Origin of the sequence: Bacillus paranthracis (genome assembly GCF_024296885.1) — a bacterium.
Classification (GTDB): domain Bacteria; phylum Bacillota; class Bacilli; order Bacillales; family Bacillaceae_G; genus Bacillus_A; species Bacillus_A paranthracis.
In genome coordinates, this window is the sequence record NZ_CP101135.1 from 4,470,036 (window position 1) to 4,495,636 (window position 25,601).

At 40.2% G+C, this 25,601-nt stretch carries 24 protein-coding genes and 1 other annotated feature; of the genes, 7 read left to right on the top strand and 17 right to left on the bottom strand.

What is annotated here, in order from left to right:
• Positions 1 to 36: 36 nt before the first annotated feature.
• The 6 genes from moaD to moeA form a co-directional block, all read right to left on the bottom strand.
• On the bottom strand, positions 37 to 270 hold the full coding sequence (gene moaD / locus NLJ82_RS23135) for a molybdopterin converting factor subunit 1 (protein WP_000621786.1): 234 nt from the start codon (positions 268 to 270) through the stop codon (positions 37 to 39).
• Between the two features lie 2 nt (positions 271 to 272).
• Entirely contained in the window at positions 273 to 737 is a 465-nt protein-coding gene (moaE, locus tag NLJ82_RS23140) for a molybdopterin synthase catalytic subunit MoaE (RefSeq protein ID WP_000185941.1), read from the bottom strand.
• Between the two features lie 155 nt (positions 738 to 892).
• A complete protein-coding gene (locus NLJ82_RS23145) occupies positions 893 to 2,050 on the bottom strand; it encodes an RNA-guided endonuclease InsQ/TnpB family protein (protein ID WP_000817276.1) in 1,158 nt (385 codons plus the stop codon).
• Positions 2,047 to 2,313 (bottom strand): MerR family transcriptional regulator, encoded by a 267-nt coding sequence (locus NLJ82_RS23150; protein WP_000816197.1) that lies wholly within the window; start codon positions 2,311 to 2,313, stop codon positions 2,047 to 2,049. Before NLJ82_RS23150 ends, NLJ82_RS23145 begins: the two co-directional genes overlap by 4 nt.
• 44 nt (positions 2,314 to 2,357) lie before the next feature.
• A complete protein-coding gene (mobB, locus tag NLJ82_RS23155) occupies positions 2,358 to 2,876 on the bottom strand; it encodes a molybdopterin-guanine dinucleotide biosynthesis protein B (RefSeq protein WP_000513650.1) in 519 nt (172 codons plus the stop codon).
• Positions 2,846 to 4,135, bottom strand: coding sequence for a molybdopterin molybdotransferase MoeA (gene moeA, locus NLJ82_RS23160; RefSeq protein WP_000229665.1), 1,290 nt, complete (start codon positions 4,133 to 4,135; stop codon positions 2,846 to 2,848). Before moeA ends, mobB begins: the two co-directional genes overlap by 31 nt.
• Positions 4,136 to 4,218: 83 nt before the next feature.
• On the opposite strand from moeA, the gene moaC reads away from it, so the two are divergent.
• Positions 4,219 to 4,704 (top strand): cyclic pyranopterin monophosphate synthase MoaC, encoded by a 486-nt coding sequence (gene moaC / locus NLJ82_RS23165; RefSeq protein WP_000094140.1) that lies wholly within the window; start codon positions 4,219 to 4,221, stop codon positions 4,702 to 4,704.
• Between the two features lie 38 nt (positions 4,705 to 4,742).
• On the opposite strand, the gene NLJ82_RS23170 is transcribed toward moaC, so the two are convergent.
• The 6 genes from NLJ82_RS23170 to NLJ82_RS23195 form a co-directional block, all read right to left on the bottom strand.
• Positions 4,743 to 5,756 (bottom strand): molybdopterin-synthase adenylyltransferase MoeB, encoded by a 1,014-nt coding sequence (locus NLJ82_RS23170; RefSeq protein ID WP_001158102.1) that lies wholly within the window; start codon positions 5,754 to 5,756, stop codon positions 4,743 to 4,745.
• 16 nt (positions 5,757 to 5,772) lie between these two features.
• Entirely contained in the window at positions 5,773 to 6,786 is a 1,014-nt protein-coding gene (gene moaA, locus NLJ82_RS23175) for a GTP 3',8-cyclase MoaA (protein WP_001157137.1), read from the bottom strand.
• A 173-nt stretch (positions 6,787 to 6,959) separates the two neighbouring features.
• A complete protein-coding gene (locus NLJ82_RS23180; protein ID WP_001209157.1) occupies positions 6,960 to 10,952 on the bottom strand; it encodes a BclA-related collagen-like exosporium protein in 3,993 nt (1,330 codons plus the stop codon).
• Between the two features lie 116 nt (positions 10,953 to 11,068).
• Positions 11,069 to 11,392, bottom strand: coding sequence for a hypothetical protein (locus NLJ82_RS23185; RefSeq protein ID WP_001110857.1), 324 nt, complete (start codon positions 11,390 to 11,392; stop codon positions 11,069 to 11,071).
• A gap of 20 nt (positions 11,393 to 11,412) precedes the next feature.
• Positions 11,413 to 11,637, bottom strand: coding sequence for a spore germination protein (locus tag NLJ82_RS23190; RefSeq protein ID WP_000512463.1), 225 nt, complete (start codon positions 11,635 to 11,637; stop codon positions 11,413 to 11,415).
• 77 nt (positions 11,638 to 11,714) lie between these two features.
• Positions 11,715 to 12,020 carry a rhodanese-like domain-containing protein gene (locus NLJ82_RS23195; protein WP_000141211.1) on the bottom strand — a complete coding sequence of 102 codons (306 nt, stop codon included), beginning with the start codon at positions 12,018 to 12,020 and terminating at the stop codon, positions 11,715 to 11,717.
• Positions 12,021 to 12,220: 200 nt separating this feature from the next.
• Between NLJ82_RS23195 and NLJ82_RS23200 the strand changes: the two genes are divergently transcribed.
• Positions 12,221 to 12,403, top strand: a complete 183-nt coding sequence (locus tag NLJ82_RS23200) for a hypothetical protein (protein WP_000171887.1) — start codon at positions 12,221 to 12,223, stop codon at positions 12,401 to 12,403.
• Between the two features lie 49 nt (positions 12,404 to 12,452).
• Here NLJ82_RS23200 and NLJ82_RS23205 read toward each other — a convergent pair whose 3' ends face one another.
• On the bottom strand, positions 12,453 to 13,577 hold the full coding sequence (locus NLJ82_RS23205; protein ID WP_000706678.1) for a homoserine O-acetyltransferase family protein: 1,125 nt from the start codon (positions 13,575 to 13,577) through the stop codon (positions 12,453 to 12,455).
• A 152-nt stretch (positions 13,578 to 13,729) separates the two neighbouring features.
• Between NLJ82_RS23205 and NLJ82_RS23210 the strand changes: the two genes are divergently transcribed.
• From NLJ82_RS23210 to NLJ82_RS23230, 5 genes are all read left to right on the top strand, one after another.
• The gene (locus NLJ82_RS23210; RefSeq protein ID WP_000638104.1) at positions 13,730 to 15,856 is read left to right on the top strand and encodes a spore germination protein; all 2,127 of its coding nucleotides are present in this window, start codon (positions 13,730 to 13,732) and stop codon (positions 15,854 to 15,856) included.
• Between the two features lie 17 nt (positions 15,857 to 15,873).
• A complete protein-coding gene (locus NLJ82_RS23215) occupies positions 15,874 to 16,974 on the top strand; it encodes a spore germination protein (RefSeq protein ID WP_000049064.1) in 1,101 nt (366 codons plus the stop codon).
• Positions 16,944 to 18,029 (top strand): spore germination protein GerHC, encoded by a 1,086-nt coding sequence (gene gerHC / locus NLJ82_RS23220; protein WP_000411411.1) that lies wholly within the window; start codon positions 16,944 to 16,946, stop codon positions 18,027 to 18,029. The genes NLJ82_RS23215 and gerHC overlap by 31 nt, the downstream gene beginning before the upstream one ends.
• A 90-nt stretch (positions 18,030 to 18,119) precedes the next feature.
• Complete coding sequence (locus tag NLJ82_RS23225; protein ID WP_000038782.1) at positions 18,120 to 18,305, top strand: hypothetical protein; 186 nt, start codon at positions 18,120 to 18,122, stop codon at positions 18,303 to 18,305.
• A gap of 188 nt (positions 18,306 to 18,493) precedes the next feature.
• Positions 18,494 to 18,916, top strand: coding sequence for a pyrophosphohydrolase domain-containing protein (locus tag NLJ82_RS23230; protein WP_000180554.1), 423 nt, complete (start codon positions 18,494 to 18,496; stop codon positions 18,914 to 18,916).
• A 44-nt stretch (positions 18,917 to 18,960) separates the two neighbouring features.
• Here the strand turns inward: NLJ82_RS23230 and NLJ82_RS23235 are convergent, their stop codons facing one another.
• The 4 genes from NLJ82_RS23235 to NLJ82_RS23250 all read right to left on the bottom strand — a co-directional run bounded on the left by NLJ82_RS23235 (position 18,961) and on the right by NLJ82_RS23250 (position 25,599).
• The gene (locus tag NLJ82_RS23235) at positions 18,961 to 19,791 is read right to left on the bottom strand and encodes a hypothetical protein (protein WP_000677607.1); all 831 of its coding nucleotides are present in this window, start codon (positions 19,789 to 19,791) and stop codon (positions 18,961 to 18,963) included.
• A gap of 203 nt (positions 19,792 to 19,994) precedes the next feature.
• Complete coding sequence (gene leuS, locus NLJ82_RS23240) at positions 19,995 to 22,403, bottom strand: leucine--tRNA ligase (RefSeq protein ID WP_000009457.1); 2,409 nt, start codon at positions 22,401 to 22,403, stop codon at positions 19,995 to 19,997.
• A 65-nt stretch (positions 22,404 to 22,468) separates the two neighbouring features.
• Positions 22,469 to 22,688: a binding site (T-box leader), on the bottom strand.
• 188 nt (positions 22,689 to 22,876) lie between these two features.
• Positions 22,877 to 24,070 (bottom strand): MDR family MFS transporter, encoded by a 1,194-nt coding sequence (locus NLJ82_RS23245; protein WP_001137551.1) that lies wholly within the window; start codon positions 24,068 to 24,070, stop codon positions 22,877 to 22,879.
• A 305-nt stretch (positions 24,071 to 24,375) separates the two neighbouring features.
• Positions 24,376 to 25,599: a cation:proton antiporter gene (locus tag NLJ82_RS23250; protein WP_000380201.1), complete on the bottom strand. Its 1,224-nt coding sequence runs from the start codon at positions 25,597 to 25,599 to the stop codon at positions 24,376 to 24,378.
• Between the last annotated feature and the right edge of the window lie 2 nt (positions 25,600 to 25,601).

A 25,601-nucleotide genomic window follows, 5' to 3' on the forward strand; every position in this document is an offset into this window, starting at 1 on the left:
TCCCTATATAGGAAAGTCGTTTTAATGAATCCAATATTAACCACCACTCACTGGTGGGATTAGTGCAACAACATCACCAGATTGAATCGTATCATCTTCATTTGCATATTCTTCATTAATTGCAACCATAATTGGTGCCAATACTGGCACATTATATTCAGTTGCAACAATATCTTTTAACTCTGCAACCGTAATATTTTCTTTCTCTATTTGTAATTCACTTCTTCCTGCTTCTTCTTGCAAGTTCGCAAATAACAATACTCGAATCATACTTATAGCTCCTTCCCAGGCTCTCCCGCCGGATATGGCGTTTTTTCTAATTGATCGCCAATCCAAGAGTCTCCATCTTCCCAAAACTCTTTTTTCCAAATCGGAACAATTTGTTTTATGCGTTCCATAATATATTCATTTGCTTCATAAGCCGCTTTACGATGCGGCGTTGAAACGGCCACAACAACCGCAATATCAGAAATTTGCAGTGTACCGATGCGATGTGTAATCGCAACGTGTGTACCTGGCCATTTCTCTTTCACTTCTGATCCGATTTTCTCTAGCATCTTTTCTGCCATCGTTTTATAAGCGACATATTCTAAGTATAATGTACGACGCCCTTTCGTAAACTCTCTAACCGTTCCAATAAATGTTGTAACAGCACCACATTCGCGGCGAATAACCTTATTCGCTACTTCTTCAATTGAAATTTCTGTATCAATTACTTCATAATACGTATTTGTCATTTCGCACTGCTACTAAAAATATAGACAAATGTATATTCTTAGAGTATTCCTGCTTCTACGTGCCCTGCCTCGCTAATCACTTGCTACTACAGTTTGCTGTGACACTCCACAGGCGTGAATTCCGATGTAGCCCACCGTACATATATACAATCTATTTACGTTAGTATTGTATATTTTTTTGCTTGTAAAAGGTTGACTGACGCATTCAAATCTCTATCCATTACATTTCCACAATCACATGTATATACTCGGTCAGAAAGCTTTAAATCCGACTTTTTTTGACCGCAACATGAACATATTTTAGAAGATGGATAGAATCTGTCCACTTGCCGTAGTTCAATTCCATATTCCCTACATTTCGTTGATAACCATGTTTTAAAAGCATAAAAACATTGTTGCGCTACAGCTTTAGATAGATGTTTGTTCTTCATCATACCTTTCACATTCAAATCTTCTACTGTAATAAACGTTGGCTTGGTTTTCACCACATCATTTACAATAGACTTTACATACGCTAATCGAATATTTGCTAGCCTAGCATGTAGTTTTTGCACCCTAAGAATATTTTTGTTTATATTCGCTCTTTTATTAGTAACAGGTTGTTCACCTCTCTTTCTTATATTTTCAAATTTGCGTGATAAAGAGCGTTGTTCACGTTTTAACCGTTTTTCTATCTTTTTTACTTGTACTGTTTTATTTATATTTTTGTGAGTTTTTCCATCGCTACGTACAGCGAAGTCTTTAATTCCCAAATCAATTCCTATACCTACTGCATTGAGAATTGAATTTGGTTTTACCTCTTTCACTTCACAGAGTATAGAAACATAGTATCTTCCTGCTCTTTGATATACTGTGCCACTTTTTACAGTTGCATTTTTAGGGATATATCCATATTCTTTTAACCTTGTCCAACCAATTGTGGGGATTTTTACTCTATGTCTTTCTACTGTCCAATCTGTTTTATTGTTTTTAGGAAAATAACATTTCACATCTTGCTTCTTCTTTTTCTTATATCGTGGAAATTTGGATAACCCTTTAAAAAATCGCTTAAAAGCTTTATCTCCATTCATAATCGCTTGTTTTACCGCTTTGCTCGACACTTCTTTAATCCACTGGTCACACTCTTTTGTATAAATGTTGTTTAGCCATTTAGAAAAGTCATAGCCACTAAGAAATTTCCCCTCCGACTCATATGCCTCTTTATTTTTAGAGATATACAGGTTATATACATATCGACACACCCCAATAGTTTGACGGATTTTACTAATTTGTTCAGTTGTCGGTTTGATTTCTATTAAATATGCTCTTTTCATAAGTCTTCATCCTCCGACATTTTCTTTTTGTATTTTCTCAACCCATATATTCTACAGCTAAATACATGAATGATAGATATTAAATCCTGAACAAGTTCTTCTTGAATACCCATATATTCCTTATACTGTTCTTCTGTATAGTATCTTCTTCCTTTTGGGTTTCGGTAAGCAGTTAAAGCACCTTGATTGTCCCACCTTCGTAATGTCTTAACAGAAACATTAAGAAGCATTTCTGAAAATTCTTTCGGTTTATATTGTTTCATAAGTACTTTTTATTATATATGCCTACTTTTGTCTATGTTTTTGTTTACTGTTTCTTTCTCCTTACCGTTTGTACAAACCAATCTATATACAATTCTTCTTCTGTTATATGAAATACTGTATATTCTTCTCGTAAGTTTGCGGGAGCATCATACCACGTAATAACTGCTACTATATTTTCTACTTTATGTAAAAGTTCAACGTCTTCCTCAGAACGAAGTAACACCACTTTTGGATAGCTCTCTTTTTTATAGCCCTCAATTAAAATTATATCCACTTCAAAAAACTCGTATAAACGGATAATTTCTTGCAAGGACCATTCTTCTCTTAATGACGACAATGAAAGTAATCCAGCGCCTTCTACACTACTTACGACAGCACCGGCCTTTCGGTGCCTTTCACTATCTTTTTGCGCTACTTCTGGAAACCCTCCATGCCCGTGATGTTTAATCGTAGCAACTTTTATTTTCCGTTCAACTAATGCATGCACAATTTTCTCTACAAGTGTTGTTTTCCCGCTATTTTGATACCCTACTATTTGTAAGAGCGAAGGGGCTTTGCCCATGGCCAATCACATCCCTCAGCGTGCTCTAACAATAATACAGACACTTTCATCCCTGCCTCAAATCCTCTCGTTCCTCCAGGCAACACAATAAAAGCATTCGCATCTGCAAGTGAAGATACCGCACTCGATTTATCTAAACCGACCGGCATCGCTTGTAATGACCCGTCCACGATTGTCACCTTTGCTCTTACAAAACGAGTAAACGGATTCGGCTTTGGAAAATCTTTTTGTAAAATAGCATCTGCTCTATATACGTGAGGTTCTTTCGCATTCAAATATGTTTTTATAACTGGATGCACAAATAGCTCAAATCCTACGTAACAAGCTGACGGATTCCCTGATAAACCGAAAAGTAACTTTCCATCAACTTCAGCTACAGTCGTTACACTTCCTGGTCTCATCGCTATTTTATTGAAGAGTACATGTGCCTGTAATCTTTCATAAATAGCCGGCAAGTAGTCATAATCTCCTACCGACACACCGCCTGTCGTAATTAAAATATCAACTTCATCCATCGCTGATTGAACAGCTTTAAAACATGCATCTAACTCGTCGGCAAGTTGGCCATAATATCGGACTTTACCTCCAGCTTTCATAATTTGAGCAGCAATCATATAAGAGTTACTATTTCTAATTTTCCCCGGCTGTAACGACTCATGTACTTCTAACAATTCACTTCCTGTCGTCACAATACCAACAACAGGCTGTTTTACAACTTTCACAGTACTATATCCAAACGTCGCTAATAAGGCCGCAACACCTGGATTAATTGCAACACCTTTCTGAACGAGAACTTGATTTTGTTTTATATCTTCCCCTTTACATGACACATTGTCGCCACTATGAAAAGGACGCTTTAACTTCATATATGTTTTTCCGTTCTTCTCAAAACCTTCCGTCAGTTCTAGCATGACGACTGCATTACAATCCGCTGGAATAGCTGCTCCTGTCATAATACGAACCGCCTGAAAAGATCCTACTGTATCTAGAAAAACAGACCCCGCTCCGATTTCTCCTATTACTTCAAACTCAATTGCATTCTCTTGATTTGCTTCTTTCGTATCTTCCGCTCGAATTGCGAAACCATCATAAGGAGAACGATCAAAATGAGGAACGTCATGATCAGAGACAACATCCTCCCCAAGAATTCTCCCATAACTTTCCGTAATAGAAACTTCTTCTACTTCACCAAATTTCGCATATTCCATTACTCTCTCTACTGCATCAGCAACTTGAATCGGAATTCGTTTTTCTACCATCGTTTCTCACCCCATATTTGCAATTTTTTTTATCTCGATTAAACTTTATATATTAAATAGAAATTACTTCAAGGAGGAATTCCATGTCTTCATTCACACACTTTAATGACCAAGGACGCGCGAAAATGGTTGATATAAGCGATAAAAAAGCAACCGTTCGAACAGCAATTGCGTGCTCTAGCATTGTCGTTACGAAAGAAATTTACGATAAAATCTCTCATAATGAAATCGGGAAAGGTGACGTATTAGCAGTTGCACAAATCGCTGGTATTATGGCTGCAAAACGCACTTCTGATATTATCCCAATGTGTCATCCTTTATTATTAAAAGGTGTTGACGTTTCTTTCGATTGGAAACAATCCGATGAACAATATCGATTACTGATTGAAGTAAAAGTTAAAACAGAAGGTAGCACCGGTGTTGAGATGGAAGCCTTAACAGCTGCTTCCGCTACCGCTCTTACCGTGTACGATATGTGTAAAGCTGTTGATAAAGGTATGATTATCGGCGAAACGTACTTACTTGAAAAAACAGGTGGAAAAAGTGGAGATTATGCGAGAAAGTCTTAACCTTCTCCTTGTTGAACCTAAAGGACTTCCCTTTAGGTTCAACCTATATATCTTGTATATAAACGTTTTGCTACATTTATATCATTCGTCCCATGAATAAAAGCTCTGCCATCTGTAAATAAAACAAAACGAAATTCCTCTACCAGAAACGATACTAAATACGGAGTAGCCTTTACATCCACACTTCTTTGTAAGCGCTTTTTAATTTCTTCTAAATTAAATTCATTCCGCACACCTGGACGGATTTGTACTGTATTTCGTCCACATAACACTTCTGTTTTCGTTTGTGCTTCAAATGTTAAACTCGGATATGTACGTAATCTTCCGCAAGATAAACACGTTTCTTTTTTCTGTCTATTCACTTTAAATGCCATCTGTTGATTATTCCAAAGATCAAACGATAACATCGTTTCGCGAAGTGCCCCATAGTCTTCTACTAATATTTTCAGCGCTTCCGTTATTTGATGCGCAACTACTAATTGTACTGCCGGCTGTATAATACCAGCCGTATCACATGTTGCTCCGCTTGCTGGATGTTCCATTAAACAGCGGAAACACGGTGTTTTTCCTGGTACAATTGTATACGTTACTCCGTAGCTTCCGACACAACCACCATATATCCATGGAATATTATACTTTTGTGAAATATCATTAATAAGAAGACGCGTTTCAAAATTATCTGTCGCATCTAATATTAAATCTACACCCTTCACTAACTCTTCCATTTCCTGCACTGTTACATCAGTCACAACCGGATTTATTTCCACCTCAGAATTAATCGCTTTTAAATGCTCTGCCGCTGCTACCGCCTTCGGTTTATACTGCTTTGCATCTTCTTCTGTATATAATTGTTGCCTTTGTAAATTACTCCACTCTACATAATCACGATCCGCAATTGTTACTTTTCCAACACCTGCTCTAACAATCGCTTCTGCATTTGCTGCACCAAGTGCTCCAGCACCAATAATAAGCACATGCTTCTCTCTAATTTTTCTCTGTCCTTCTTCTCCAACACCAGAAAATAATATTTGCCTTGAATATCGCTCCTGCATACGATAGCCTCCCTTCTTATCCCCCTATATAAGACATTTCAATTTTCGGACGATTTTTCGCACTTTCTTCTGTCCGTTCATCCGAATACCTATCTTTTCTATTCATCCATACATCTTGTATAACGCTTACTAACTCCTCATCCGAAAGATTTCCTCTAAGAAGTTCCCTTAGGTCGAGTCCCTCTGTCGCAAATAAGCAAGTATAAAACTTTCCATCTGCTGAAATTCTCGCTCTCGTACAAGAGGAACAAAAGGACTCAGAAACAGAAGTAATAAAACCGACTTCAACATTTGTTCCAACGTAACGATATCGCTTCGCAACTTCACCAAAATAATGCGCTTCAGCTGGCTCAAGCGGATACACGCGATGAATCATCTCAATTAACTCTCGCTTCGTAACAACTTGATCAAAATTCCATCCATTTGTACTACCAACATCCATAAACTCAATGAACCTAAGCGGGATTCCTTGCTCTTTAAAATACGCAGCCATCGGAAGTACTTGATGATCATTCATTCCTTTTTTCACAACCATGTTTACCTTTACATCAAGCCCAGCCTCTTTTGCAGCCATAATTCCCTTTATAACAGGTTTCGTATTAATATTTCGGCCATTAATAGCCTTAAATACATCATCATCTATTGCATCCAAACTAACATTTACTCTATGTAATCCAGCTTCTTTTAATACTTTTGCTTGCTTTGTTAAATGAATTGCATTGGTCGTTAACCCTATATCTAATAGCCCGTCAATTTTCACGAGACGTGCAATAAGCTTTGTTAAATCTTTACGAAGTAGTGGCTCGCCACCAGTAAGTCTAATTTTTCGTACACCGATGCTAACAAATAGTTTTGCTAAACGCTCAATTTCATCAAACGTCAGTAAAAACTCATCTTTTAAAAAAGCATAATCTGGCCCAAACACTTCCGCTGGCATACAATATGTACATCTAAAATTGCAACGATCAATGACAGATATGCGCAAATCTTGAAGTGGGCGTCCAAAAAAATCTGTAACCATCTCCTGCATCGCCACCCTCCCTTTCTGCCAAATTTCTCTCTTTTCATTCTATTATAATATATTTTCGAACTGCGATGTTTTTGCTCATGTGAATAAAGTAAAACTTTCCTAATCAATGAAACTACATACAAATAAGGAGATAAAAAACCTTGAAGCATAGAAGCCTCAAGGTTTTCTTCTTATTAACTCAATCTAATAATCGTTAGAGTAGCTCCTGGCGTTGCCGTAGATAATGTAGCCAACGCAACTACTCCAAATAATTGTAAGCTAACAGCAGCTCCAGCAGGCAAGTTAGCAATTATTGTTGCGCTAAAGGAACCAGTAGCCACTGTCGGGGAGTTTATCGTTCCCGCAAGTGGGCTGCTATTTACAGTTATACGGGAACTCACAAGTAAACCTGCTGTTAAATTAATTGTATAGGCTATATAATAATTCCCTGCATTTGCAACTGTAAATACAGTATTCCCACCACTAACAGTTATTCCTGGTCCAATATTTTGATTGTTTGGTAACGGAATATTCGTGCCACCTAACAAAACAGAAATAACACTTCCTGATGTATTATTCGCAAATGCATATGTTGCAGTTGTACTAACTCCAGTCGCCCCGGTCGCTCCAGTGGCTCCAGCTCCGGTTGGACCTGTATCTCCAGTTGGACCTTGTGAACCGGTTGCTCCTGTTGCCCCCGTTGGACCTTGAATCCCTTGCGGGCCTTGAATTCCTTGGGGACCTGTCGCTCCGGTTGCTCCTGTTGCTCCCGTTGGACCTTGAATTCCTTGCGGGCCTTGAATTCCTTGGGGACCTGTCGCTCCGGTTGCTCCTGTTGCTCCCGTTGGACCTTGAATTCCTTGCGGGCCTTGAATTCCTTGGGGACCTTGAATCCCTTGGGAACCTGTCGCTCCGGTTGCTCCTGTTGCTCCCGTTGGACCTTGAATTCCTTGCGGGCCTTGAATTCCTTGTGGGCCTTGAATTCCTTGGGGACCTGTCGCTCCGGTTGCTCCTGTTGCTCCCGTTGGACCTTGAATTCCTTGCGGGCCTTGGATTCCCTGTGGGCCTTGTGGGCCGGTCGGACCTATGTCACCTTGCGGACCTTGGATTCCCTGTGGGCCTTGTGCTCCTGTTGCCCCCGTCGCTCCTTGTATTCCTTGAGGACCTTGTGGACCTTGAATTCCTTGTGGGCCGGTTGGACCTATGTCGCCTTGCGGACCTTGAATTCCTTGGGGACCTTGTGCTCCTGTTGCCCCCGTTACTCCTTGGATTCCTTGCGGACCTTGAATACCCTGTGGACCGGTTGGACCTATCTCTCCTTGAACACCTTGGATTCCTTGCGGCCCCTGTAAACCCGTCACTCCGGTTGCTCCGGTTGCTCCCGTTTCTCCTGTCGCTCCGGTCACTCCAGTTGAGCCTGTCGCCCCGGTATCTCCTGTTACTCCGGTTGCTCCCGTTGCTCCGGTCGGTCCAGGCGGTCCTCCTGAAGGACCTGTTACCCCCGCCGGACCTGATGGACCTGTTGGGCCAGTCGGTCCTGCTGGTCCTCCAGATGGGCCTGTTACCCCTGTTGGACCGGTTACTCCTGTTGGGCCTGTAGTGCCTTCCCCTGTCGCCCCAGTTGCTCCCGTATCTCCTGTTGCTCCCGTCGGACCTTGTATCCCTTGAACCCCTTGTGGTCCTTGCACTCCTTGTGCACCTGTTGCTCCTTGAATCCCTTGTATTCCTTGCACTCCTTGTGCGCCCATCGGACCTGTTGGACCAATCGCCCCTTGTATTCCTTGCACTCCTTGAGGCCCCTCTGGACCCGTTGCTCCTATTTCCCCTTGTATCCCTTGAATTCCAGTTGCTCCTTGTGCTCCAGTTGCTCCCGTTATCCCTTGCACACCTTGTATTCCCTGAATTCCTTGCGGGCCTTGTGGACCTGTTGCTCCTTGCACTCCTTGAATGCCTTGTATCCCCTGAGGCCCCTCTGGACCCGTTGCTCCAACTGGCCCTTGAACACCTTGTATTCCTTGCGGACCCTGAAGTCCCTCTGGTCCTTCTGGACCTGTTGGACCTATCTCTCCTTGTATCCCTTGGATTCCAGTTGGACCTTGTGGCCCAGTCGGACCTATGTCACCTTGTGGACCTTGGATTCCCTGTGGGCCTTGTGCTCCTGTTCCCCCTGTCGCTCCTTGGATTCCTTGAGAACCTTGTGGGCCTTGAATTCCTTGTGGGCCGGTTGGACCTATGTCGCCTTGTGGGCCTTGAATCCCTTGCGGACCTTGATCTCCAGTGGCCCCCGTTACTCCTTGAATTCCTTGGGGACCTTGAACACCTTGGGGACCCGTCGGACCTATCTCTCCCTGCACACCTTGTATTCCTTGCGGACCTTGCAAACCCATCACTCCGGTTGCTCCCGTTTCTCCTGTCGCTCCTGTCACTCCAGTTGAGCCTGTCGCCCCAGTATCTCCTGTTAGTCCTGTCGCTCCAGTTGCTCCTGTCGGGCCAGGTGGTCCACCAGATGGACCAGTTACTCCCGCCGGACCTGATGGCCCCGTTGGGCCGGTCGGTCCTGCTGGTCCTCCAGATGGGCCTGTTACCCCTGTTGGACCAGTTACTCCTGTTGGGCCTGTAGCGCCTTCTCCTGTCGCCCCAGTTGCTCCCATATCTCCTGTTGCCCCCGTCGGACCTTGGATTCCTTGAATTCCTTGTGGACCTTGCACTCCTTGTGCACCCGTCGCTCCTTGAATTCCTTGTACTCCTTGCACTCCTTGTGGCCCCATCGGACCGGTTGGACCAATTGCCCCTTGAGCACCTTGCACTCCTTGGGGCCCCTCTGGACCCGTTGCTCCTATTTCCCCTTGTATCCCTTGAATTCCAGTTGCTCCTTGTATTCCAGTTGCTCCCGTTATCCCTTGCACACCTTGTATTCCCTGAATTCCTTGTGGACCTTGTGGGCCTGTTGCTCCTTGCACTCCTTGAATTCCTTGTATCCCCTGAGGACCCTCTGGACCCGTCGCTCCAACTGGCCCTGGCACACCTTGTATTCCTTGCGGCCCCTGAAGTCCCTCTGGACCTTCTGGACCTGTTGGTCCTATATCACCCATCGGACCTTGTATCCCTTGCACTCCCTGTGGGCCTGTTGCTCCTGATGGCCCTGGTACTCCTTGTATTCCTTGTGGACCCTGATCTCCGGTTGCTCCTGTTACACCTTGAGGCCCTATAACCCCCTGTATACCTTGCGGGCCTTGATCACCAGTTGCCCCCGTGATCCCTTGAATTCCCTGAACTCCTTGAATTCCTTGTTCACCAGTTACGCCCGTCGGACCAGGAATACCTTGAATTCCTTGCGGACCTTCTGGACCCGTTGGCCCAATTGGTCCTTGAATCCCTTGTATTCCTTGCAAGCCCTGTGCTCCTGTGCTTCCAGTCGGACCTGTACTTCCCGTTGCTCCTGTTATCCCTGTATTTCCTGTTGCCCCTGTATTTCCTGTTGCTCCAGTCGCCCCTGTACTTCCACTCGGTCCGCCCCCCGGACCTGTTGCTCCAGTCGGACCGGTTGGACCTGGAGGTCCTCCTGATGGTCCAGTTATCCCTGTTGGGCCTGTTATCCCAGTTGGACCTGTTATCCCCTGACCAGTCGCTCCAGTTGCCCCTGTATTTCCACTCGGTCCTTGTGGACCTTGTATCCCTTGCACTCCTTGTATCCCTTGTGAACCTGTTGCTCCTGGTAATCCTTGGACTCCTTGAATTCCTTGTGGACCCTCAGGTCCCGTCGCTCCAATTGGTCCCTGTAATCCCTGTATCCCTTGTACACCTTGTGCCCCAGTCGCTCCCGTTGGACCAATCGGACCTTGTAACCCTTGCACACCCCCCGGTCCTGTCGCTCCAGTTTCTCCTTGTGGTCCTCTCAACCCTTGTGGCCCCTGCTGTCCTTCTGGTCCCGTTGCGCCTATTGGTCCAACGGGTCCTTGAATTCCCTGCACACCTTGAGGTCCTGTCGGGCCCATCTCCCCCATCGGACCTTGAAACCCTCTCGGTCCTTGTGGGCCAGTCGGGCCTTGTGGACCGGTTGGACCAGTAATCCCAATACCAGTAAATCCCGTTGGAACGGGAGGAAAAGTGGGCCCAATAAGTTCTGGTGAAATTCTAAAATTAGGGTTTAACGAATGTTGTTGCCTTTTATTATCGCGCTCTCTCACACTTTCACCACCTACACACCATCTTTTTTACATTACAAACCTCTTCTTAATATGTATTTACAAAAATAATCTCAAAGACTATTTTTATTTTAAATAATAAAAACTCCCTTAATTCCTTAAGGGAGTCCAGCAACTGAATCCATATTATCTGTATTAGGGACAGCTTGTGCTATACCCGATGCATTTACACTTTGCCCCATATTTGTTCCTGTTACAGTACCAGCAGGAGTACCTCTTGTATATGTTGTCGTCACCGAATCTCCTGGCTGTAAACAAAGCTTTGTCTCCGTCCCTATTACTGTAACAACATCAACCCAAGTACACCCCATCGAACCACTATACGATTTCGAAGCAGTAAATGACGTATCACTCAGATTATCACCAGTAAATATATTCCCAGTGTTATTCACAATAACGAACTCTTTTATATGAGCAGGCATAATTACACTCTACCTTTCTTCTATGAGCCTAATGTACGTGTACTTGTTGCTAATGGCGGAAGAAACACCGATGTTCTAATGACCGCTTCTGGCTGTCTTTTCCCATTTAAAAAAATAGCCGCACTCGATCCTCCAGCACCTGCATATACTTTTGCTACAGCTAAAGGTGAGATATCATAACAATCGCCGACATTAACAGCCCCTGTATTATTTATAATTTTTACTTTCCGCAAGTTAATCCCCATTTACCTATCCCCCTTTTGTACACTGTATGCAAAAGAAAAAAACTTGAAACAGACTCGTTTCAAGTTTTTTAAACTACTTATTTGATTTCGCCTTCATATTGAAGCATACCGCCAACCATGTTCACTGTTTTAAAGCCTTGCTCATTTAAATAATGGCATACATTTTCACTACGCATTCCCGAACGGCAAATAAAGATATATTCATTCTCTTTATCAAAGAAATCTACTTTATTTGGGATATCGCCCATTTTAATATGTACAGCTTCTGGAATTTTCCCTGCCGCTACTTCTTCATCTTCCCTTACGTCTACTAGAAATAATGTTTCTCCATTCTCTAAACGTTCTTGCACTTCTTCTGTAGTAATTGTTTTCACTTCTGTCATATTTCGTTCCTCCTTATATACAATAAAAACCTTTAGTTTCTTCCTTGAATAATCATTCCTCATCAATTTTAGCATGCGAAAGAAAGAACGCAAAGAACGGAGAATTTATTTCTCAATTTTCTCGCAAAACTTATTCTTTACAAACATAACTCGTGCATTGTATCCTCAATATACTTGTTTGATGAAAGGAGCCAATGAAAATGACACTTTTTCTTTTCATTATGGGCATCATTTTCTTACTCGCTGCAATTATTGCACTTAGTATGAAAAATAATAGAAAGATAAAATCACCACAAGAAATGTCATTCTTATTTCTATTACTTAGTATTGCATTCTTCGGTATAGCAATTGCCACATATATTTTCCGCCTACAAATCATGTAAAAAAAGGTGCCTACTACATACATTGCACCTTTTTCACATCATTTATTTTCTACACAAAACTAGACACTTTCCGATTTAAAAATTCATAAACTTTCTTTTCAAATAAATGAATATCAAATGCTCCCGCCATATGCCCATTTATACTTTCGATCTCATATACTTCCGCATACTTCCCTTGTTTTTGCAATAGGTCTACCATTTTATAATTATAACGTGACGGCTGAAGCAAATCTTGTTTACACGGAATCATAAGTACATTTGCTTCTATATTAGACAGCGCCTCTTCTAAAGACGAAAATCCATGCGCAATATCATGTAATAAAACTGCTTTCGCAGTGTACATCCATGAATTTGCATCTACTAAATCTATACTTCTATTTGTCACTTTTTTAATTTCCTTCTCAAATGATGTTAATGTAGAAAATGTTTCATAAGGTGCTTTCTCTATACTATTACGAGGAAATGTCGTTTCATAAAAATGCTCATCAAACGCGTTCATAAACATCATTCTATTTGCTAAATGAAGCCCCTTCATTGGCTGCACTTCTCCATATTTTCCGCCCTTCCAACTTGGATCCAGCCGGATAGCCTCAATTGCATTTTGCGCTACATTTACCGATGTAATAATTGGATTTTGCGGGTTCGTAATCACACCAATCATCCGCTCTACCATATGAGGATAATGAACAGACCATTGCTGCGCAATCATCCCGCCAGCTGACGGTCCCATTACAGCATGTAGCCTTGCGATTCCCATATCTTTTATCAACTCATATTGCATACGAGCTACATCAAGAAATGTAAAAACCGGAAAGTCCATCGCATATTCATCTCCAGTTTCCGGATTAATCGATTTCGGTCCCGTTGTAATTACATAAGGGTTCTTCACCTGCACATTACAAAGATTATCAGTGCATATAACGAAGTATTTATTTGTATCAATTGCTTTTCCCGGTCCAATTAAACCATCCCACCAACCAGACTCCTCATCATGCGCTGTATATTTTCCTGCTGCGTGACTAGTTGCACTAAAATAATGACAAATCAAAATCACATTGGATCTCTCTCTATTTAAAGTACCATACGTCTCATACCCCATTTGAACAGGAATTGTCCTACCATTTTCAAATGTAAACTCCTTTAAAATAAACTTCTCCTTTTTTACAATTTTCACAGACTCGCCCTCTTCTCGTCATAGTATGAACTGCTTACTAAAAGATTTTTTCTATGCAAACCCATCTCCTCCTTCTTTTCATAAATAAATGAATAATATACAAAATTAGCCACAAAATAGCACTATATTACACAATTAAAGAGGGCATACATATGATTTGGAATTGGCTACGTAAGAAAAAAAAATCAAATACAACAGAGAAAAACGAAACAGATAATTCGGAGCAAAAACCTAACAATCAAGAGGACGACAACAAAGAACAGACTAGAAGTACGAAACATAATAAAGGTAACAATAGCGAGCAAAAAAAAGAGGAACACAAGGAATCTTCTCAAGATAATCAGCAAAATCAATCGAATCAAAATCAGCAACAAAGTGCTAAACAAGATGAATCTTCTCAAGGACAACAACAACAACAACAACAACAACACTCTAAACAAGACATATCAGAGCAAAATCAACAGCAACATTCCAAGCAAGACAACTCGGAGCAAGATCAACAACAACACTCTAAACAAAACAACTCAGATCAAGGGCAACAGCAGCATTCTAAGCAAGACATATCAGAGCAAGATCAACAGCAACATTCTAAACAAAACGACTCGGAGCAGGATCAACAACAAAGTGCTAAACAAGACGAATCTTCTCAAGAACAACAGCAACATCCTAAGCGAGACATATCAGAGCAAGATCAACAACAACATTCCAAGCAAGACAACTCGGGGCAAGATCAACAACACTCTAAACAAAACAACTCAGATCAAGGGCAACAACAGCAAAACGCTAAAGGTAATAGTATTTATGATTTTACGAAACCAGAAAAAGATCGTATTCATTCTCTACAAGATTTAATAGAGAAACTCAAAAAGTCTAGTGATTTTGTGAATTATCATACATCTGACGATGAAACGATGCCTTATTGGATTTCTTACTATCGACCTTCACTTGATGGTGAGAAGTTGCAAAAGTATTTAATGCCTACTCTATTAGAACGACCTAACGCTTCATTAGAAGAGCTGAAAGAACATATTCCGATGAGCGGCATTACAATTACGAACGATTTACAAAAAATTGAGGATATGGTTTTAAAGGGGCATGCGATTGTTCAAGTAAATCAACAAGATCAAAAATGTATGCTCGCAAATATTGCAATTGATAATTATCGTGCACCAACTCCTCCTTTAAACGAATCGACTGTTATTGGTCCGCAAGAAGGTTTTGTAGAGGATATTGATACAAACATAAATTTAGTACGAAAACGTCTTCCTGTTTTAGATTTACAAACAAAAGAGATGATTATCGGTGAGTTTTCCAAAACAAAAGTTGTCATGATGTATTTAGACAACCTCGCTGAAAAAGATAATGTTGATTTTCTAGAGGAGTCTTTACGTGCTCTTGAATATGATCAAATTAATGATAGTGCTTATATACAAGAATTGATGGGAGAAAAGTCGATTTTCCCTCTCTATATCAATACAGAACGCACTGATAGAGTTACAAAAGCACTAATCGATGGAAAAATCGCTATTTTTGTGGACGGTTCTCCAAGTGTTTTACTAACACCTGTATCCTATTTCGATTTTTTCATTTCACCAGAAGACTACAACGTCTCTTGGATGTACGCTACATTTTCAAGGATTTTAAGATTAATTGCCGTTCTATTTTCAATTTGTGCTACACCGTTATACGTTGCAGTTTTAAATTATCATTATGAACTCATTCCAAGTGATTTACTTGAAACTTTAATTTTATCAAGAGCACAAGTACCATTCCCACCTTTAATTGAAGCACTCTTTTTAGAACTTGCAATCGACTTACTGAGGGAAGCTGGCGCGAGGTTACCGATGAAAGTTGGTCAAACGCTCGGTATTGTAGGCGGTATCGTAATCGGGCAAGCATCTGTACAAGCTGGTTTAACGAGTAATATTTTATTAATTATCGTTGCCTTATCAGCACTCGCTTCCTTTATTACACCTATTTATAAAATGGGTAATGCGGTTCGATTACTACGCTTCCCATTTCTCATATTTGCAGAAATAGGAGGACTTTTCGGGATTTCACTTGGATTTATCTTCTTATTTACGCATCTATTTAGACTTACTTCTTTACGCAAGCCGTACGCTTTGTTCTACCCAACAAGACAACAATCTGTTAAAGATTCTTGGATCCGTTTCCCTTTAACAATGATTGATACACGGGATGTACAAGCAAGGCCACAACATGTAAAAAAAGCAGCAAAAGGAATTTCAACGAAACATAGATCAGACTTTGATGATTAAGAAATGAGGTGCATTTGATGAGTAAAGTTCAAGAAAAATATCAAATATCTCCTATCTTTGTTTTCTTCTTAATTCACGGTGCACAGTTCGGTGCTGGCGTTCTTGGCTTCGCTAGAATCATTGCAAAGGCCGCTGGATACGACGGCTGGATGGGCGTTGTAATCACAGGGCTCTGTATCCATCTTCTTATATGGATGATGTATTTTTTATTAAAAGAAACAAATGGAAATTTAATTGATTTACAAAGGCAAACGTTTGGAAAGTGGATAGGGAATGTCTTTAATATCATCTTTGCAGCTTATTTTTTAATCGTCAGTATTTCGGTTATTCGAACGTATGTTGAAATTATTCAAGTATGGATGTTTCCTACCGCTTCCACCTTTATGTTAACACTCTTTTTGTGCTTAGTTAGCTATTACATTATCTCTTCTGGATTTCGTGTAATTACCGGTATTTGCGTCATCTCTGTTGGTGGTACAATTGGGTATTTATTTCTGAGCCTATTCGTTTTGAAATACTCGCATTGGGATAATGTACTCCCTATATTCACACATTCTCTTTCAGATATTTTAAAATCCGCTCAAATGTCAATCTACAGTATGACTGGTTTTGAGGTTTATCTCATGGTTTATCCATTTGTAAAAAAGCCTATGCAGTCTCATAAATTTGCTCAATACGGAGCACTATTTTCAAATCTACTATATGTATTTAGCACCCTTTTAGCCTTTGCATTTTTTAGTGAAAAACAATTATTAAAAACGATATGGCCCCAACTTTCTATGACCCAAGTCATTCAATTGCCATTTATAGAAAGACTTGAATATATTGCAATTTCAGGCTATGCACTCGTTATTATTTCAAGTTTTATCCTCCCTTTATGGGCGTCAATGAGAGCAACTCACGAAATATTCCGCGTAAAGCAAAGAGGTGTTTTAATCGCTTTTATCTTTATCACGCTCATTGTTTCGCAACTTTTAACAAACAGACACGATATTAATAACTTTATTAGTAATGCATCGAAGGTTAGTTTTTGGCTCATTTATGTATACATCCCAATTCTATTTATTATTGTGTGGGTGAAAAGAAAATGGAAAAAATCAAAAGCACAAGTAAATTAATACTTATTTCTTGTATAACACTCTTCAGTCTAACTGGGTGTTTACAAAAAAATATTATCGATGATGTACAACTTATTCAAGGAACAGTATTTGATGTTGCAAAAGATAAAAAAGTAAAAGTGACATTCGTTTGTCCCATTCAGAAAAAAGGAAATAAAGTTCAAGTTTTTGAAGGCACCGCAAATGCGGTAAAACAAGTAAAAGCAGACACATCATTAGAGTCTTCTCAACCGTTTGCTAGTGGGCAAATGCGTGTCGCTCTATATACGATAAAACTTGCCAAAACAGGAATGTCTACTTCATTCGATACATTACTTCGAGATGTGAATATAGGGAACGCTTTATATGCTGCTTTATTAGATGGGAATGGTACTGAACTTTTAAAAGGCAAATATTCGACTTCATACAACGTTGCAATTTATATAAAAAAATTGCTAGAACATAATATGGAGACCGGACCTTTACCAGCGGATAATCTACATATAGGAGCATTCCGTTATTATCAAGAAGGGCAAGACTACTATATTCCCATTCTAAAGAAGCATGGTGATAAAATAAAAATTAACGGCATTGGCCTTTTTAAAAAGGATAAATATATCGGTAAAATTGCGGAAAAAGATATGTTCATATTTAAAGGACTATTAGAGAAACATAAATTAGATTCACATGAATTTAAAACAGATTCTGCGTATGTAATGATTAATAATATTCGTTCTGTTCCAACTTACGATATAAAAATTAAAAACGGGAAGCCTTCCTTTTTCATTCACGTTCGTCTTGATGCACGTATTCAAGAACTATCAAAACAAATTAACTTAGAAAATAACAAGAACACAAAAAACATTGAAAAAAATGTCCAAAAACAATTAGATAAACAAGCTGCTAAGTTAATTAAGCAACTAAAATCTTTAGGCGTCGATCCTCTCGGGCTAGGTGCAAAGTATAAGCAACATTATCGCCCATTCAAATTAGAAGAATGGAGACAAATGTATAAAGATGTTCCAGTTCATATAAAATACACCGTAAATATTACAAATTCTGGTGTAATTGAATGAGAAATGATTGAACTCCTCTCTCCAGCATGATACAACGGAAAGAGGAGTTTTTATTTTAGATAGAGAGAGAAGATATTTATGGGGGAGCTTATGTCTAAAAAATTAGTAAAGCCTATTTTAAATGGTATTTTATTTCTCGGCGTCTTTTTATTTGCTCATACATACTTAAAAAATGTTTCCTTCACGCGTTATTTACTTGTCGTTATACCAATGTTGCTCGTTGGTATGTTTGGCATCGACCTTATTTTATCCATTTTAATAAAAGAAGAAAAATAACGAGCAGGGCCGTCCCAAAAATATTCCGGGATGGCTTTCTTTTATTAATGGATTATGTTTTGTCGTTTAGTCGATATAATATTTCCCTATCTTAACTAAAAGATGCAACTTTTAAACAGTCCCTTTTCATTTCATAATCACCCTATGTTACAATGAGATTCGGACAAAGCGAGAAAGGATGAAACAACATGACAAACGAAAAAGGTTTAGATAAAGGGTACGAACTTGTTGCGAAAATGCATGAAGTATTCGGACATCCTGTGACAAATACTCCAACAAAATTAACAGAAGAACGTGCAAAAATCCGTGCGAGTTTTATGCAAGAAGAGCTAGAAGAATTTCTAGAAGCAACGACTGTTGAAGATCAATATGATGCACTGATTGACCTTATTTACTTTGCATTCGGCACGTTTGCCGAAATGGGCGTACGTCCTGATAAAGGATTCGAAATTGTAAATAACGCAAACATGGCAAAACTATTCCCTGACGGGAAACCTCGATTCCGCGAAGGTGACGGTAAAATTCTAAAACCTGAAGGCTGGCAAGCACCAGAACCACAACTTCGTGCTGAAATCGAACGTCAACGCCAAGAAGCTGAAAAAAACTGCTAGGATTTCCTAGCAGTTTTTTATTATGTCTTTTTTTCTGGCAATCATTAATGACCCACGTGTCCCGCATGTCCTGCAGCTCCACTAATGCTAGCCGCTCCTGCTGCTGCCCCTGCTCCTCCTGCCCCAATTCCACCTGTCCAAGGAGAAGATTGTTGTTGTTGATACTGTTGGTATTGTTGGTGTTGTTGGTGTTGTTGGCCTTGGTAACCTTGATGACCATGTTGACCATGTTGACCATGTTGACCTTGGTGGCCGTGGTGGCCTTGATGATGATGCCCATGTTGACCTTGGTGACCATGTTGACCTTGGTGAGTTTGATAAAGAACAGCCTGTGGATGTATATGATGGTGGCCGTGGTGATGTACTTGTTGTTGATGATGTCCATGTTGACCGTGGTGACCTTGGTGGTGATGGTGTCCATGATGGCCATGGTGACCTTGGTGGTGGTGATGTCCATGATGGCCATGGTGACCTTGATGATGGTGTCCATGATGACCGTCGTGGTGGCCATGGTGACCGTAAAAACCTTGTGGATAACCACCTACTCCCGGTACCGGAAATCCTGTTTGTACTCCTCCAACGAAAGATGGGAATGTAGTTGGTACGCCTACTGGTACTCCTCCCGCTGCTCCGCCTACAAATGTTGGGATTCCTGTTTGCACTCCAGCTACTGATGATGGAAATCCTCCTGTTAATGTTGGAATTCCAGTTTGTGCTCCAGCTACTGATGTGGAAAATCCTCCAGGTGTTCCACCCATCCAGCTCGGAATTCCGCCATATCCTTGTTGTCCGCCTCCCATTAACATCATTTGTTCATAACTATCCGATCCACCTCCGAAAAATCCGTGTGGTGCATTATTGTCCATCCCTTTCATTCCTTTCACCTCTTCTACTCAATTTAGCCTACCTTTTTTATCATATTTCCTATAGAAAAATAGGTGTTTGTCTGTATCGGAATTCCGCTCTTTTATTTGTACGTAGTGAAATAATTGAAAGCTTAGACTAAGGTGATCCAGAAATTATTTTCTACACAAAAAAGCTCAGAGCATAAATACTCTGAGCTTTTATTTAGAATACATTAGTTTGCAACAACGTTAACAAGTTTTCCAGGAACTACAATTACTTTACGAACTGTTTTCCCTTCAATTTGGTCCTTAATTGCTTCAAGTGCAAGTTGTTCCATTTCTTCTTTTGATGCGTCTTTACTCATTGTTAGTTTTGCGCGAACTTTACCCATAACTTGAACAACGATTTCAACTTCATCTTCTACAAGTTTAGACTCATCAAATGTTGGCCAGCTTGCATATGTGATTGTTTCATTGTATCCAAGTTTGCTCCATAGCTCTTCCCCGATGTGAGGTGCAACTGGTGCAATCATTTTTACGAAACCTTCTACATATTCTTTCGGAAGTGTTTCAGCTTTGTATGCATCGTTGATGAATACCATCATTTGAGAAATCGCTGTGTTGAAGCGAAGCTCTGCATAGTCTTCTGTTACTTTCTTCACTGTTTGGTGGTAAGCTTTTTCAAGCTCTTTATTTGGTGCGTCAGTAATTTTCTCACTTAATTCACCGTTATCTTGAACGAATAGACGCCATACGCGGTCTAGGAAACGACGAGCTCCGTCAAGGCCATTTTCAGACCAAGCGATTGAAGCATCTAATGGTCCCATGAACATTTCGTATAAACGAAGTGTGTCTGCACCGTGGCTTGCTACGATATCATCAGGGTTTACAACGTTACCTTTTGATTTACTCATTTTCTCGTTGTTTTCACCTAGAATCATACCTTGGTTGAATAATTGTTGGAACGGCTCTTTCGTTGGAACTACACCGATATCGTATAATACTTTATGCCAGAAACGAGCATATAGTAAGTGAAGTACAGCGTGCTCTGCACCACCGATATAAATATCAACTGGAAGCCATTGTTTTACTTTTTCAGGATCTACAAGTGCTTCGCTATTGTTTGGATCGATGTAACGTAAGTAATACCAGCAGCTACCAGCCCATTGTGGCATTGTGTTCGTTTCACGACGACCTTTTTTACCAGTCTCAGGATCAACAACATTTACCCACTCGTCAATGTTAGCAAGTGGTGATTCACCTGTACCTGAAGGACGGATGTTGTCTGTTTTCGGAAGAACTAATGGTAATTCTTCTTCTTTTACAGCTGTCATTGTGCCATCTTCCCAGTGAATAACTGGAATTGGCTCACCCCAGTAACGTTGACGGCTGAATAACCAGTCACGTAGACGGTATGTTACTTTTTGATTTCCTGCGCTCGTTACTTCAAGCCATTCAATCATTTTTGCGATTGCTTCTTCTTTATTTAAACCATCAAGAAATGCTGAGTTTACGTGTTCACCATCACCTGTGTATGCTTCTTTCGTAATGTCTCCGCCTTTTACAACTTCCTTCATTGGAAGATTGAACGTTGATGCAAATTCATAGTCACGCTCATCATGAGCTGGAACTGCCATTACAGCACCTGTTCCGTAAGTTGCAAGAACGTAATCAGCGATCCAGATTGGTAATTTCTCACCATTTACTGGGTTAACTGCGTAAGCACCAGTGAATACACCAGTTTTCTCTTTCGCAAGTTCTGTACGCTCTAAATCACTCTTCATTTTTACAGAATTAATGTAAGCTTCTACAGCTTCTTTTTGTTCAGCAGTTGTAATATCAGCAACAAGTGCATGTTCTGGAGCAAGTACACAGTAGCTTGCACCGAATAATGTATCAGGACGCGTTGTGAAAACTGTGAACTTCTCGTCTGTACCATCGATGTTGAAGTGTACTTCTGCACCTTCAGAACGACCGATCCAGTTACGTTGCATATCTTTTAAGCTTTCTGGCCAATCAAGCTCATCTAGATCTTCTAATAGACGATCTCCGTAAGCTGTAATTTTTAACATCCACTGTCTCATCGGACGACGCTCAACTGGATGTCCACCGCGCTCACTCTTACCGTCAATGATTTCTTCGTTTGCAAGTACTGTACCAAGTGCTGGGCACCAGTTTACAGGTACTTCATCAACGTAAGCTAAGCCTTTTTCAAATAGTTTTAGGAAGATCCATTGTGTCCACTTGTAGTAGTTTGGATCTGTTGTATTTACTTCACGGTCCCAATCGTAAGAGAAACCTAATGATTTAATTTGGTTACGGAATGTATTAATATTATGCTCTGTAAATTCAGCTGGGCTGTTTCCAGTATCAAGTGCATATTGCTCTGCTGGAAGACCGAATGCATCCCATCCCATTGGATGAAGAACGTTATATCCTTGCATACGCTTCATACGAGATAAAATATCTGTTGCTGTATAACCTTCTGGATGTCCTACGTGTAAGCCTGCACCTGATGGATATGGGAACATATCTAGTGCATAAAATTTTGGTTTTTCTGTCTCATCTGGCGTACGGAATGTTTTATTCTCTTCCCAGTACCCTTGCCACTTCTTCTCAATTTCTTGATGATTAAAGCTCATGAGATACCCTCCTTGAAATTCTATTTATTTTCACCGCCCAAAATACAAAAAACCTCTCATCCCTAGAAAGGGACGAGAGGTTATAGATTCCCGCGGTACCACCCTAAATTAATGTACAAATATACATTCGCTTAGATCCGTAACGTGGATTAACGGCAATTGCTACTATTAGTTTCACAACTGCAACTCAAAGGCGAGTTCATAACGAAACGTGGATTGACTTGCACCAACCGTCAACTCTCTAAACCAGCTTCTATTACTACTACTCCTTCTCACTGTTATTACACATATGAGTTAATTTGAACTACCCTCCACTTCGTATCTCTAAAGAGCTTACTTAAAGCGGGGCTTCTCGGTTAATCGTTACTTTTAATAACTAACGAATTCGTCTTAAGACAGCCGAGCTATCTCCCTTGTTCTAAAGGTTGTTTTATTTAAATATATTCTAAAACATGTGAACATGTTCCGTCAAACTAAACTGCAATTTTTTCTTCAACTGTTTCTTCTACTTTTACTCGTTTATCATAAATACTCGTTGCGATAAGCGCTACTACAAGCATTACCATGATTGCTATAAACAATACTTCCATATTGTATAAATCCACAATTGCTCCGCCAACGACCGGCCCGAACATTTTCCCTACAGTCGCCGCACTATTTACAACACCTTGATAAAACCCTAACTTATCTTTTGGCGCAAGTATATTTGCAATCGTTGGAACTGCTGGCCATACGAATAACTCACCAATTGTTAATGTTACCATCGCAACGAGGAACATCGTAAATTGCTGCGCTTGACTTAATACAATGAATGACACTGCAAAAATAAGAATCCCAATCATAATTTGTTGTTTTAACGAACGCTTCATCCAGCGAATTAACATACTAACTAGTGGCTGTGCACAAACGATCATCGCTCCGTTTATCGTCCATAATAAACTATAGTGACGAAGACTAATATTTAACTCTTGCATATGTGTTGCAATTGCTCCTTGCCATTGTACGTATGTAACCCAGCATAAAGCATATGCTACACATACGATAAGAAGTGCTTTGAATCCAGGTGTAAGCGACCAACCTTTTTTCGTTTCGATTTCTTTTTGCACTCCTGGCTCTTTTTTGTCTTCCATACCACGGAATCCAATAAAAGCAATTAAGAAGAATACAAAGTATAAAATAAAGTTTGCTAAGAAAATATAATCAAAACGATACGATGCAACTAATCCACCACACGCTGTTCCAATCGCAATACCAACGTTTTGTCCAACATACATCGCATTAAATGCTCGTCTTCCGCCCTCTGGCCAAACCGTACCAACCATCGCATACATCGATGGGAAGACCATTCCAGAACCAAAGCCGATTAACGCTAGCCACACAACATATAACGGCCAACCGTGGAAGAACACAAGACCTAAAATCGATACGAGTGTAATGACAATCCCTACTAAAGTTGATTTATAACCGCCCCATTTATCAAATAAAACACCACCGAGCAAGTTTCCGATTACACCAGTAAGCGAATTGATCATTAATACCATTCCGGCCACAGATAAAGATTTTCCTAGGTGATCATGCAAATAAATTGTATTAAAAGGCCATAAAAAAGAAGCACCCGTGACATTAATAATCATCCCAGCTACTAATAGCCATACTTTCCTTGGCATAGTCTCCCCTCCTATTCTATTTTTTCGTTCATCTATAACAGTAAAATTGTAGTCGTTTTTAAATAGGAAGGCAACTGATTAATAGTTGATGAAATTCAGATAATGGTTTGTCGGTAAATGAAATTATATTGATTGCTGTTTGAAAATATATCGGCGATTTTGGAAATATATCGACGATTATTAAGATATATCGACGATTCTCGAAATATATCAGCGATTATTAAAATATATCGACTTACCGACAAAAAACGACAACAGCAACACTATATAAAGAGGCTACATGAAGTTCATGCAGCCTCTTTATACTATCCGACTTCCTTTTCTCGCTTTGCACGTTCTTTCGCACTCCATTTAAATACCTTATCTAGTAGAGAGTATATTCTCCCAGACTCTTTCGTTAATAACGGTCCTAACGATGCCAATATTAAAACATATAAAGCAGAGAACGGTTTAATCGCTGACATTAAGCCACCGGCAATGCCGATATTCGCTACAATAATGGAGAACTCTCCACGCGATACAAGTGTTAAACCGATATTCGTAGAAGCCTTATGGGATAACCCGGCTTTACGTCCCGCAATCATTCCAGCAGTAAAATTACCGATTAGAGTAATGAAAACTGCACCTAAGGCCAACCACACTGCTCCTCCAAGTGAAAACGGATCTATGCTTAAACCAAAACCGAAAAAGAATATAGCTCCAAAGAAATCACGGAATGGGACGACGAGCTTCTCAATTCGATCACTATGCTCTGTTTCAGAAAAGACGAGTCCTAACAATAACGCTCCAATTGCCTCAGCGACATGAATCGTTTCAGAAAATCCTGCTACGAAGAATAAAATAGCGAATATTACGATAATAAAAATTTCATTTGAGGAAATATCTAATATTTTATTTAAAAACGGCGTAGCTTTTCTAGCGATTACAAAGAATAGTAGCATATACCCTACTGCGATTAACACCGATGTAAGTGCACCTACAAATGATGTTGCCCCACCGAGCACTAATCCTGAAACGACTGATAAATATACCGCTAAAAAGATATCATCAAACATAATGATTCCTAAAATCAGCTCCGTCTCTTTATTACCAGATCTTCTTAAATCAACAATGACTTTTGCAACAATTGCACTTGATGAAATTGTAATGATTCCAGCAATAATTAACGTCTCTAATAAGGGGAATCCCACCACATATCCATAAAGCAAACCTAATAAGAAATTAAGTGATATGTGAACAGTCCCCCCAAAAGCAATCGACTTTCCTGATTTAATTAATTTTTTTATTGAGAATTCTAAGCCTAAATAGAATAGGAGGAATATGACGCCAACACGGCCGAGGAAGGAAATAACTTCTCCGCTTTCAATAAACCTTAAATCGATAAGTCCTAGATCTGGGGCATGAGGCCCCACTAACATACCGAGTATAATGAGAAACGGAATAATCGAAAACTTTAACTTTGCAGCGAGGATAGCTGCAAAAGCTACTAATACTAACGCAGTTCCAACTTCAAAGATTAAAGTATCCATCG